The following is a 13176-nucleotide window of genomic DNA, read 5'->3' as shown; positions in this document are numbered from 1 at the left end:
ATGAAGACCCTCTGGCGCATCCTTCGCATTGTCCTCTACACGCTGCTGATCGTGGTCGCGGGCGCAATCGGCGCGTTGGCGGTGCTGACCAAGACCGAGCGCGGACGCGACAATCTGGCCGGCATCATTTCGCGCCTGGCCTCCAGCGACGATCGCAAGATCACCATCAGCGGCATCGACGGCATCTGGTCGGGCGCGCTCAGCGTCGACCATGTCGTGGTAGAGGACCGCGACGGCGCCTGGCTGGTGGCGCGCAAGGTAGCGGTCGACTGGTCGCCGACGGCACTGCTGTCTAAACGCTTTAGTGCCGACCGGATCGCGGCCGACCGCATCGAACTGGCGCGTCCGCCAGTGGCCAGCACGCAACCGCCCGCGCAGAGCGGCACGACGACGCTGCCTGTCTCCATCGACATCAGGCAAATCGACCTGCCCGAAATCGCGCTCGGCGAGCGCCTGGCCGGCAGCGGCATCGCCGAACTCGCCGCCAAGGGATCGCTCAAGGCTAACGCCGCGCCGCTGGCGGTCGAGACGACGCTCAACGTCACCCGCCACGATGGCAAGCAGGGCAATGTCGATGCGAATATCCATTTCTCGCCAGCCGACAACAAGCTCGACCTCGATCTCAAGGCGTCGGAGCCGGCCGGCGGTATCATCGCCAATTTGCTCAAGCTGCCGGATGCGCCGCCGGTCGAGATCATTGTCTCGGGGACGGGGCCGCTGGCCAACTGGAACGGCATCGGCACCTTCGTCGTCGGCGGCCAGATCGTCACCCAGCTCACCGGCCGCCATCAACTGACCGACAACGGCAACCTTGTCGAAGCCAAGGGCGATGGTGATTTTGCCCGCTTCCTGCCCCAGAATCTCAAGCCGCTGTTTGCCGGAAAGACCAGTTTCGATATCGCGGGCACCGCAACATCGGCTGGCGGCGTCAGCATCGATCGGGCCAGGATCGAAAGCGATGCCGTGCAGGGCACCGCCACCGGCATTTTCGATCCGGCCGGCGCCAGCGATCTTGCTGTCGAACTCGCCGCCAAGGCGGCGCCAGTGCTCGTCACCGTGGGCAGCGCGGCGCAGCCGATCACGTTGGCGATCAGAAACGCCACGGCGCGTGCATTCGGTGACGGCAAGGCGCCAATCGTCGACATCGGCGCCTCGCTAGCCTCGGTGGTGGCCGGCGGTACCCAGTTGAACGACCTTTCGGGACAAATCCATTCCGACGGCTTCGATATCCAGAACCGGGCCGGCCCGGTTTCCGTCAAACTGGAGGCGGCCGGCCTTAAAACCGATGTCGCTACACTGGCGCCGCTGGTCACCGGCAAGGTCAACCTCGACCTGGCCGGATCGTTGAGCAAGGACACGGTGGCCATCGATCAGGGCACGTTGCGCTCGGACGCGCTCAATGCCTCGCTGACGGCGACGGTAGCGCTCGCCGACCTGTCGGTGCAGCTCAAGATGAATGCCGATGCCGTGTCGACAGCCCTGCCGCCGCAGATCAGCTCGGTGCTCGGCGAGCGGGTGCAATTCTCGGCCGCTGCGACGCGCGATCCGCAAGGCGCGTTTGCAGCCAATTCAATAGAATTCACCTCCGGCTCGCTTAGCGCCAGCGGCACCGCCAGCGCGGTAGGGACAGACATCCAGGCCGACATCAAGGGCAGGCTGGGCGACGTTTCGGTGCTGTCGCCGACGGTTGGGGTGCCGGTTGCCGGCGCCGTCAATTTCGCGCTGTCGGCGAGCGGCGCCAGGACGGCGCCCGATTTCACGATCTCGGCCGACAGCGACAGCCTGACGGCATCTGGCCGCACGGTAAGGGCGATTAGGCTGACGGCAAACGGCAAGGCCGATGTCGCGAACCCTTCCGCCAACGTGTCGCTGACCGGCTCGGTCAACGACCAGCCGCTCGACGTCAAGGCGGCGCTGGTGACGAGCGAGGGCAAGCGCTCGATCAACGGCTTGCTGATCTCGTTGGGCAACAACAAGGTTTCGGGCGACCTGGCGCTGGATGACAAGTTCATGCCCCTGGGCACGCTGACGCTCGCCGCGTCCGCGATCGATCAGCTGGCGGCACTCGCCGGCCAGGCGGTGACGGGCGACATTGACGGCACCATCCGCTTTGCCGCCGGTGCCGATGCGCCCTCCGTCGCCATCGATGCGAAGAGCACGTCGATAGTGCGCGGCGAGGTGACGGCCCGGACGATCGCCGTCAATGCGCTGATCGCCAACTATCTCAAGGCGCCGGCGATCTCCGGCTCGATCAAGGCCGACACCGTCACCTCGGGCGCCACGGAAATCAGCGGCATCGGCGTCGATCTGAAGCGCGATGGCGACTGGACCAACTTCACCGGTGGAGCAACCATATCGGGCATTCCAGCGACAGCGGCCGGCCGGGTGAAGATCGCCCAGGGCGTCACCAGCGTCGAGATCGCCTCGGGAGAGGCCACGGTCCGCGGCATCAGGGCGGCGATCGCCCAGGCGTCGGCGCTGACCGTAGCCAACGGCACGGCCAGCATCGAAAGGCTGGCGCTCGATGTCGGCGGCGGTTCGGTGACCTTGTCCGGCACCGCCGGCCAGGCGCTCGACCTCGCGGCGCAGTTCGCGGCGCTGCCGGTGGCACTCGCCAATGGGTTTTCGCCAGGTCTCGATGCCGTGGGCACGCTTGACGGCACGGCGCGGGTAACCGGGCCGGCATCGGCGCCCGATGTTCGGTTCGACGCGAAACTGGCCGGCGTCGAGACCGGCCAGACCCGCCAGGCCGGGCTCGGGCCGCTGGCCGCCGACGCGGCTGGGGCCTACACCATGGCCGGCGGCGTTGTCCTCGACCATGCGACGCTCTCCGGCGACAAGATTTCCGGCACGGCCGCCGGTACTATCAACCCGAACGGCGCCAGCGATTTCGCGCTTGATCTCGCATCCTCCGGTCCGAGTTTGCCACTCACGCTGGGCAGCGCGGAAAGCCCGATCAAGCTCGAGCTGCGGGCGCTGTCGGTGAAGGCAGCGGGGCAGGGCACGCAACCCCGGCTCGACATTTCGGCGACGCTGCCTTCTGTCGCCACCAAGCTGGCCAGGGTCGACGGCATAGTGGCCGCACTGCATTCCGATGCCTTCGATCTGAAAGCCCGGACTGGGCCGATTTCAGGCTCGGTCTCGGCCGAAAAGATCGGGCTCGACAATCCGGCCATCGCGCCATTGATCGCCGGAAAGGTTACAGCGAAGGTCTCTGGCAGCCTCGCAACCGACGCCGTCGCCATCGACAGCGGCTCGGTGACGAGCGATGCGCTGAACAGCGGCTTCAACGGCCGGATTTCGTTCGCGGACGGCGCCATCGACCTCAATCTCAGGGCGGACGCTGCTTCGGCGGCGCTGCCGGCCGCGGTGCGCGGCGTGCTTGGCGCACGCACCGCACTCAGCGCGGCGCTGAAGCGGGATGCGGCCGGCAATGTCAATGTCGACGGATTGAAACTGACGTCGGGCGCGCTGAGCGCGCAGGGGCAGGCAAGCCTGGCCGACAGCAGGCTGGTCGCCGACATCAGCGGCGCGCTGGGCGACATCTCGCTGCTGTCGAAGGACGCCAAGGGCGCCATCTCATTTGCCTTGAACGCACAGGGGCCTATGGCGGCGCCAGATCTGTCGCTGACGGTGAACAGCGATCAGCTTTCGGTGGCATCGCGCCAGATCACCGGGCTGAAGCTGACCGCAACCGGCAAGGCCGATGCGGCCAATCCGGCTGCGAATGTGCAGCTGACCGGCAACGTCGCCGGCCAGGCGCTGCAAGGCAGCGCCGTGCTGGCCACGGCGGACGGCAAGCGCGTCATCAACAGCCTCTTGCTGTCGCTCGGCAGGAACAGGATTTCGGGCGATCTGGCGCTGGACGAGAAGTTCGTGCCGGTGGGCACCGTATCGCTCGACCTGCCGGATATCGGGCCGCTCGCCGCACTGGCGCTGGAAAAGGCCGAAGGCGACGTACGCGGCACGATTGCTTTCTCGAAGAACGGCACCGCGCCGCAAGTCGCGATCAAGGCGGCGACCGCTTCGATCGCGCGCGGCGACGTCCAGGCAAAAGCCGTCTCGGTCGATGCGCTGATCGCCAATTACCTGGCAGCGCCGGTGATCTCCGGAAAGATCCACGCCGACACCGTCATCTCCGGCGGCACCGTGATCCACGGCATCGATGTTGACTTGAAGCGCGACGGCGACTGGACGGGCTTTTCCGGCGGCGCCACCGTCAAAGGCATTCCGGCGAAGGCCGCGGGTCGGGTCAAGGTTGGCGGCGGCACCACCACCATCGAGCTCGCCTCCGGCGAGGCCACTGTCCAGGGCATCAAGGCGGCCATCGCCCAGGCCTCCACTGTCAGCATCGTCAACGGCACCACGACGCTGGACAGGCTGGTGCTCAACCTTGGCGGCGGCACCGCGACGGTGACCGGCAAGGTGGGGCAGGCGCTCGATATCAATGCGACGCTGGCGCGCGTGCCGATGTCGCTGGCCAACGGCTTCTCGCCGGGCCTCGATGCCGCCGGCTCGATTTCCGGCACGGTGAAGGTGACGGGCGCGCCGGCGAGCCCCGCGGTTGCCTTCACCGTCGACGCGGCCGGCGTGCAGACGTCGCAGACCCGCGGCGCGGGCATCGGCGCCGTGAGTATTTCCTCGTCCGGCACCTTTGCCGCCAACAAGCTGACCTTCAACGCCAATATCAGCGATGGGGCTGGCCTCGGCCTCAAGGGCGGCGGCACGGTGACGACGGCGGGAACGCCGGCACTGGCGCTCGACTTCAATGGCGCCGTGCCGTTCGGCATCCTTAGCCAGAAGCTGGCGGCACAGGGCCTGTCGCTGGCGGGTACGGCCAATGTCAACGTGCAGGTGCGCGGCCCAGCGACGTCGCCCGTCATCGGCGGCAGCGTCAGGACTTCCGGCGCGCGCCTTGTCGATGCGCGCTCGGGTCTCGCGGTCAACGACATCGCCGCAGACATCTCGATCGGCGGCGGCGTGGCCAGGATCAACCGGCTGACGGGAACACTTTCGACACGCGGCAGCCTCTCGGCCAGCGGCACGGTCGGCATCAATCCGGCGCAAGGGTTTCCGGCCGACCTGTCGATCAAGCTCACCGACGGCCGCTATACGGACGGGCGCGTGGTGACCGCCAATCTCGGCGGCGACATGACCATCAAGGGGCCGCTGACATCGGCGCCGGTGATTGCCGGCACCGTCAACCTCGCCAAGACCGTGATTACCGTTCCCGAGAAGCTGCCGGGCTCGCTCTCGGCGCTGGACGTCAAACATAAGAACGCGCCGAGCGCGGTGCGGGCGCAGGACAAGGCACTGCGTCCGGCGACGACCAGCGGCAGCAGCGGCGGCGGCGGTCTGGCGCTGGACGTCACTCTCAACGCACCGAATCAGATCTTCATCCAGGGCAGGGGCGTCGATGCCGAGTTCGGCGGCTCGCTCAAGCTGACCGGCCCGGCTTCGGCGCCGCAAGCCGTCGGCACCTTCACACTGCAGCGCGGCCGGCTGTCGATTCTCGGCAAGCGGCTGACCTTCACTGACGGCTCGGTCGGCTTTTCCGGCTCGCTGGTGCCCTATCTCAACCTGACGGCGACAACGACCACGCCCAGCGCCACCGTCACCATCGTGGTTTCGGGCGAGGCGACCAACCCGAAATTCACATTCTCCTCGGTGCCGGCGCTGCCCGAGGACGAAGTGCTGGCGCAATTGATCTTTGGGCGATCGATGTCGAATCTGTCGCCGCTGCAGATCGCGCAGCTTGCCGAAGCGGCCGGGCAATTGGCTGGCGTCGGCGGCTCGACGTCGCTGCTCGAGAACCTGCGCAACGCGGTCGGCGTCGACGATCTCGACGTGATCACCGACGAACAGGGCGGCACCGCGGTTTCGGCTGGCAAATATCTGAACGACCGTACCTATGTGACCATCCAGAAAGGCGATAAGCCAGGCTCGGGCAAGGCGACCATCGACCTCAATGTCGGGCGTGGCGTCAAATTGCGCGGCGAGGCAACCGATGCCGGTGAAGCCAAGGGCGGCGTCTTCTACGAGAAGGAATATTGAGGGTCTGGCCCTCACCATGGCCCGGACTGGCGCTGTCGTAACCGGCCCAAATGTCTCAGTTTAATCGCCCGGAGAGATTTTGGCGAAATCTGGGCGCACTAGCAATTTTGCGCCAAGACTGTCGCTATCACGCGAACTGCTCCCCTTTCAAAGTTGCACATTCGCCAACATGTTCCCAATCCATGCCGTCTTTGACATCATGGCCTGGATGCGGAATGTTAATCGGCGGAAAGCCAACAATGGGAGTAAGTCATGACAATCTACAAGAGTAATGGCGATCGCGTTCCGGATCACATCCTGGCCATGGCCGAAGACGCCAAGGCAGGCAAGGTGGATCGCCGCGAATTCCTGGCCATGGCCAGCGTCTTCGGCGCATCGACGGCAATGGCTTACGGCTTGCTTGGCCTCGCCGACCCCACGCCGGCGAAGGCCGAAGAGGTAAAAGGCAAGAAGGGCGGCACACTGAAGATCGCGCAGTGGATCAAGGATCCGAAGGACCCACGCAAGTCCGACTGGTCGGAAATCGCCAATGCCGAGCGCCAGGCACTTGAGCCGCTGGTCAAGTACACATCCGAATACACGTTCCGCCCCTATCTGCTGGAGAGCTGGGATGTGAACGATGATGCCACGCAGTACACGCTGCATGTCCGCAAGGGCGTCACCTGGTCGAACGGCGACCCCTTCACCGCGGACGACGTCGTCTTCAATCTGAAGCGTTGGGCCGACAAGAAGGCCGAGGGCAATTCGATGCCCGGCCGTCTCGGCTCGCTGGTCAAGGACGACAAGCTCGACGAGAGCGCCGTGACCAAGCCGGACGATCACACTGTCGTGCTGAAGCTAAGCAAGCCTGACATCGCGCTCATCCCCAACATGTGCGACTATCCCGGCCTCATCGTTCACAAGACCTTCGACGAGAAGGGCGGCGACTTCAAAGCCTGTCCGATCGGCACCGGCCCGTTCGAGCTTGTCTCCTACGATGTCGGCCAGAAAGTGGTCTACAAGCGCCGCACCGACGACAAGTGGTGGGACGGCGAAGTGTTCCTCGACGGCCTGGAATTCATCGACTACGGCACCGATCCGGCAGCCATGGTCAGTGCTTTCGAAGCGGGCGAAGTGCACACCAATTTCGAGACCTCGGCCGACTACGTGTCGATCCTCGACGGCATGGACCTGGTCAAGTCGGAGATCGTCACCGCTTCCACCATCGTCTGCCGCACCAACGTCAACAACAAGCCCTATGGCGACCAGAAAGTGCGCAACGCACTTCAGCTTGCGGTCGACAACAATGTCGTTCTTCAGCTTGGATACGGCAATGCCGGCACCGTTGCCGAAAACCACCATGTCTGCCAGATTCACCCGGAATATTATGAGCTTGCGAAGGTCGCACGCGATCCGGCCAAGGCAAAGGCGCTTATGGCGGAAGCCGGCCAGGCCGACTTCGAGCACGAACTGATCACCGTCGACGAAGACTGGCACAAGAATACCGGCGATGCGATCGCTGCCCAGATGCGCGACGCCGGCCTCAAGGTGAAGCGTACCGTGCTGCCGGGCTCGACGTTCTGGAACGACTGGACGAAGTATCCGCTGTCCATGACCAACTGGAACATGCGGCCGCTCGGAGTCCAGGTGCTTGCGATCGGTTATCGCACAGGTGAGGCCTGGAACGAGTCAGCCTGGTCGAATCCTGAGTGGGATGCCAAGCTCAATGCGGCGCTCGCCGTTGCCGACGCCGCCAAGCGCAAGGAAATGATGAAGGACATCGAGCAGATCCTGCAGGATTCCGGCATCATAATCCAGCCGTACTGGCGCAAGCTCTACAGCCATTCGGTCAAAGCGGTGCAGAACTACAAGATGCATCCGACCTTCGAGCGCGACTACGGCAAGGTCTGGCTCGATCAGGCTTGATCACACCGAGAAGGGGAAGGGGCGTCGGCCCCTTTCCTTGCCTTTTGGCATCATCCGCCCCCTGCGGTTCCGCGCTCCTCAGAAAAGGTACGGGACTCCCGGGCAATGTCATGCAACAAAACAGGGTTGATTGCATCCCAGGGCCTGTTTGACAGCCAGTTCCGTCGGTCACGGCAGGGTTGATTTTCATAGCCGGCTCAGACCCCAACCCATCGGCAGGGGACCGCCATGCTTTCTTTCGTTATCAGGCGCCTTGGCACCATGGCATTGACGATGCTGTGCCTGACGATGGTCGTCTTCTTCCTGATCAACCTCGAACCCAATCTGAAGAAGCTGGCGATCAGCCAGACCGAGATGCACACCTCGGCCGAACAACTCGAAGGCTGGCTGGTCAACCACGGTTACCGACAGAATTTCTTCGTTCGCTATGGCCAATGGCTGGGCGTCGTGCCCAAGCAGCCGGTGACCGATCCGGCGACTGGCAAGCCGGCGCAACGCTTCTCCTTCTGCAACGATCCCCTGGTGCCGGCCTTCGCTGGTGTTCTGGAAGGCGATTTCGGCTGCTCGACCAAGTTCAAGACGACGGTCGCTTCAAAACTCTTTCCGGCACTCGGCGCCACCGGCGTCCTGATGTTCTGGGTTCTGGCGGTGATGGTGCCGATCTCGCTGCTGGTCGGCATTCTGGCCGGCATGCGCGAAGGGTCGCGGACCGACCGCGTGCTGTCGGTGGCCTCGATCGCCTCGACGGCGACGCCCGAATATGTGTCGGGCGTTATCTTTACCGTCATCTTCGCCTCATGGCTCGGCTGGCTGAACGGTTCGGCCGCCTCGGCCAGCCAAGGCATCACCTTTTACAATTTCACTTTGCCGGTGATGACGCTGGCGATCTACGGCATCGGCTACATCGCCCGCATGACGCGCGCTTCGATGGTCGAGGTGATGACGCAGCAATATATCCGCACCGCGCGGCTGAAGGGGCTTTCCTTCAAAAGCGTGGTGGTCAAGCACGCGCTGCGCAACGCGCTGATCGCGCCTTTCACCGTGATCATGCTGCAGTTTCCGTGGCTGCTCACCGGCGTCGTCATCGTCGAGGTGATGTTCCGCTACCAGGGGTTCGGCTACACGCTGGTCGAGGCGGCCGGCAATAACGACATCGACCTCCTTCTCGGTTGCTCGCTGGTCTCGGTGTTCATCGTTTTGATCACGCAGCTCATTTCCGATGTCGGCTACGCGTTTCTCAATCCGCGTATCAGAGTCCAGTAGGAGATCAGGCGGATGCAGGTCGAATATATCAGCGCCGTCAGTGTCGTGCTCGGAGTGCTGTCGCGCTTCTGGCCGGTCTGGATCGCGCTCGTCATCGTCATGGGGGCGAGCTTCGCCTACAAGAAGAAGCTGGCTCTCTACGGCCAGCTGTTCGACAGCGGCGTCGGCATAGTCGGCGTCGGCATCTGCCTTTTCTGGCTGTTCACGGCAATCTTCGCCTCGACCATCTCGCCCTTCGATCCGTTGGCGCAGATTCCGATGATGAAGGACGCGCTGCCGGGCGGAATCGAACCGCAATCTGGTCTGGTCTATCTGTTCGGCGGCGACAAGCTGGCGCGCGACGTGTTTTCGCGCATGGTCTATGGCAGCCAGATCGTGCTGATCATCGCGCCGGCGGCAACCGGTTTCGCGCTGATGGTCGGCATCACGCTCGGCCTACCTGCCGGCTACTATGGCGGCAAGATCGATACCGTGCTGTCGTTCCTGGCCAACCTCGTCCTGGCATTCCCGGTCATCCTGCTGTTCTATCTGCTGGTGACGCCAGGCATCATGGACACGCCGATCCCCTATGCCATGGCCGGGGTGTTCTTCCTGTTTCCGATCATCTTCTTCAGCGTGCTGTTCTGGACGCGCTACAAGAACCGGCCGGACCGGCTCTATATCCTGCTCGGCATCACCCTGATCGTCGGCGGCTGGATCTATGCAGGCCTGGTGTTCGACGCCGATCCACTGAAGATCGTCCACATCGATCCCAACCAGCTCAATATCTTCGTGGCGGTGGTGTTCGCCTCCAGCCCCGGCGTGTTCCGTATCGTGCGCGGCCTGGTGATGGACATCAAGACGCGCGACTATGTGGCGGCGGCGCAGACGCGCGGTGAATCGCCCTGGTACATCATGCTGTGGGAGATCCTGCCCAATGCGCGCGGACCGCTGATCGTCGATGCCTGCCTGCGCATCGGCTACACCACCATCCTGCTCGGGACGCTCGGTTATTTCGGCCTCGGCCTGGCACCGGAAAGCCCGGACTGGGGCACTGCGATCAAGGATGCCAGCCGGCTGCTGCGCTCCTTTATCCACCCGGCGCTGCCGCCGACGATCGCGCTGATGTCGTTCGTGCTGGGCCTCAATTTGCTTGCCGACTCGCTGCGTGAGCAATCGATGAAAGACTGATTGACGGGTTTCGGCCCTCATCTGGTAAAATTGGATTGGAGCGACCCATGAACGAGGCAGTTCGAAATCCCGCCGAACCGATCATCGAGATCGAGAACCTGTCGATCTCCTTCTTCACCCGCAAGGGCGAGATACCGGCCGTCATGGACTTTTCCTGCACGGTCATGCCGGGCGAGGCGATGGGCATCGTCGGCGAATCCGGCTGCGGCAAGTCGACAGTGTCGCTCGGCATCATGCGCGACCTCTCCAATATCGGGAAGATCGTCGGCGGCAAGATCAAGTTCCAGGGCAAGGACATGGGCGAACTCTCCGACGAGGAGTTGCGCGCCATCCGCGGCAACAAGATCGCGATGATCTACCAGGAGCCGATGGCCAGCCTCAACCCGGCGATGAAGGTCGGCCAGCAGTTGATGGAGGTGCCGCTGATCCACGACAAGGTGTCGAAGGAGGAGGCTTACAAACGCGCGCTCGAAATGGTGCGCTCGGTCAAGCTGCCCGACCCCGAGCGCATGATGCGCTCCTATCCGCACCAGCTCTCGGGCGGCCAGCAGCAGCGCATCGTCATTGCCATGGCGCTATTGTCGAAGCCGGCGCTGCTTTTGCTCGACGAGCCGACCACGGCGCTCGACGTGACCGTTGAGGCGGGCATCGTCGACCTGGTCAAGGGGCTCGGCGAGAAGTTCGGCACCTCGATGATCTTCGTCTCGCACAACCTCGGCCTGATCCTGGAAACATGCGACCGCATCACGGTGATGTACTCGGGCGAAGCAGTGGAGACCGGCAGGATCAAGGACGTGTTCGACCGGATGCGCCATCCCTACACGCAAGGGCTGTTCCGCTCGATCCCGCTGCCCGGCGCCGACAAGAATTCACGGCCCCTGATCTCCATCCCCGGGCAATTGCCGCTGCCGCACGAGCGGCCGAAGGGCTGCAATTTCGGCCCGCGCTGCCACCATTTCGTCGAGGGCGTCTGCAACGCCGCCGAAATCCCGATGATCGAGGTCGCCGGGCACGAGGGCCACTTCTCGCGCTGCGTGCGCTTCAACGAGATCGACTGGGAGGCGCTACCGCCCGGCGCCAAGAAGGTCAATGAGCGCGTCGTGCCCGGTGCGCCGGTGCTCAAGATCGAGGATCTGAGAAAATACTACAAGGTGGGCGGCAGCGAGGTGTTCGGCTCTAGCGAAGGCCGCGTTGTCAAGGCCAACGAGACGATCTCGTTCATGGCGCGCGAATCCGAGACCGTCGCCATTGTCGGCGAATCCGGCTGCGGAAAGTCGACGCTGGCCAAGGTGTTGCTCGGGCTGGAAACGGCAAGCTCCGGCAAGGTGACACTGGGCAACAAGGAAATCCAGTCGACCGGTATCGAGAACCGGAGCGTCGACACGGTGTCGTCGATCCAGATGGTCTTCCAGAACCCGTTCGACACGCTCAATCCCAGCCATTCGGTCGGTTCGCAGATCATCCGCACGCTGGAGAAATTCAATGTCGGCAAGACCGTCGCCGACCGCCGCAAGCGCATGCTGGAACTGCTCGACCTGGTGAAGTTGCCGCGGGCCTTCGAGACGCGCAAACCGCGCCAGCTTTCCGGCGGCCAGAAGCAGCGCATCGGCGTCGCCCGCGCCTTCGCCGGCGACGCCAAGGTGGTGGTGGCCGACGAGCCGGTCTCGGCACTGGACGTGTCGGTACAGGCGGCGGTGACCGAACTGCTGATGGACATCCAGCGCAAGAACAAGACGACGATGCTGTTCATCAGCCACGACCTGTCCGTCGTGCGCTACATCGCCGACCGCGTCGTCGTCATGTATCTCGGCTACATCGTCGAGCAGGGTACGACCGACCAGATATTCGCGCCGCCCTATCACCCCTATACCGAGGCGCTTCTGTCGGCGATCCCGATCGCCGACACCAGCGTGGTGAAGAAGCACATCGTGCTGGAAGGCGACATTCCCTCGGCGATGAACCCGCCGACCGGCTGCCCGTTCCAGACACGCTGCGGCTACAAGAGACTGGTGCCGGACAATCTGTGCGAGACCAAGGTCCCGCCGGTCAAGAATTTGGGTGACGGCCACATGAGCCTGTGCTGGCTCTCCGACGACGTGCTGGCGACGATGGAGCCGGTGATCAAGTTCGACAAGCAGCACGCCGCAAACGAAGGCGTGCCGGACGATGCGCCGCATGGCACCGGTCCGGGCTTTGCCGGCACGCCGCCCAAACGGCCGCGTGGCAAAACAGCCAGCGCCGAAGCCGACGCGGTGGGGCAGGCGGTCGAGGAGACGGAGGCGGTCTCGCGTACCCGCCGCCACGAGGTTCGCGACGAAGTTTCGGAAACCGGCGCACCCGCGACCGATGCCAACGCCACCTCCGCGCCGTTCACGCCAAGGACGCTCGGCGATGGCCGTCAGGCTGAGAACGCACGCGTTGCGCCGCTTGCCGGACGTGCGGCGAGGCAGTCCAAGCCAGCCCCGTTGACCGGCGCAGGCATCGCCGATCGGAACCGGCCGGCCGGTATCGCCAGGCCTGCCGTGCCCGATGATTTGACGCTGATTGCCGGCGTCGGCCCGAAGACGGAAGCCATCCTCAACGGCCTCGGCATCTTCACCTACGCCCAAGTCGCGGCATGGAAGAAGGCGGAGCGCGAATGGGTCGACGACCATCTCAGGTTCCGTGGCCGCATCGAGCGCGAGGACTGGGTCAAACAGGCCAAGGCGCTCGCCAAGGGCGGCGAGGCGGAATACATCAAGGTGTTCGGCAACAAGCCACGCTGATCAGGAAGCCGCCTCCGTG

At 64.2% G+C, this 13176-nt stretch carries 5 protein-coding genes and 1 pseudogene; all 6 read left to right on the top strand.

The annotated features are described in order from the left end of the window. Complete coding sequence (locus tag NKI49_RS13700) at window positions 1-6054, top strand: translocation/assembly module TamB domain-containing protein (RefSeq protein WP_352600757.1); 6054 nt, start codon at window positions 1-3, stop codon at window positions 6052-6054. Window positions 6055-6306: 252 nt separating this feature from the next. Beyond that, on the top strand, window positions 6307-7959 hold the full coding sequence (locus tag NKI49_RS13695) for an ABC transporter substrate-binding protein (RefSeq protein ID WP_352600759.1): 1653 nt from the start codon (window positions 6307-6309) through the stop codon (window positions 7957-7959). Between the two features lie 228 nt (window positions 7960-8187). Continuing rightward, window positions 8188-9222 (top strand): ABC transporter permease, encoded by a 1035-nt coding sequence (locus tag NKI49_RS13690; protein WP_352600761.1) that lies wholly within the window; start codon window positions 8188-8190, stop codon window positions 9220-9222. Window positions 9223-9234: 12 nt separating this feature from the next. After that, window positions 9235-10392 carry an ABC transporter permease gene (locus NKI49_RS13685; RefSeq protein WP_352600763.1) on the top strand — a complete coding sequence of 386 codons (1158 nt, stop codon included), beginning with the start codon at window positions 9235-9237 and terminating at the stop codon, window positions 10390-10392. A gap of 47 nt (window positions 10393-10439) precedes the next feature. Continuing rightward, window positions 10440-12725, top strand: a pseudogene (locus NKI49_RS13680) (dipeptide ABC transporter ATP-binding protein); the annotation flags it as partial. 189 nt (window positions 12726-12914) lie between these two features. Next, window positions 12915-13157: a helix-hairpin-helix domain-containing protein gene (locus NKI49_RS33380; RefSeq protein WP_502899501.1), complete on the top strand. Its 243-nt coding sequence runs from the start codon at window positions 12915-12917 to the stop codon at window positions 13155-13157. Window positions 13158-13176: the final 19 nt, after the last annotated feature.

Origin of the sequence: Mesorhizobium sp. M0587, assembly GCF_040320945.1 — a bacterium.
GTDB lineage: Bacteria > Pseudomonadota > Alphaproteobacteria > Rhizobiales > Rhizobiaceae > Mesorhizobium.
This window is presented reverse-complemented; position numbering and strand designations above follow the sequence as displayed.

Bases quoted from the DNA above. Each gene is read 5' to 3' on its own strand.
- NKI49_RS13700 (WP_352600757.1), top strand. From the start codon at position 1: ATGAAGACCCTCTGGCGCATCCTTCGCATTGTCCTCTACACGCTGCTG.
- NKI49_RS13695 (WP_352600759.1), top strand. From the start codon at position 6,307: ATGACAATCTACAAGAGTAATGGCGATCGCGTTCCGGATCACATCCTG.
- NKI49_RS13690 (WP_352600761.1), top strand. From the start codon at position 8,188: ATGCTTTCTTTCGTTATCAGGCGCCTTGGCACCATGGCATTGACGATG.
- NKI49_RS13685 (WP_352600763.1), top strand. From the start codon at position 9,235: ATGCAGGTCGAATATATCAGCGCCGTCAGTGTCGTGCTCGGAGTGCTG.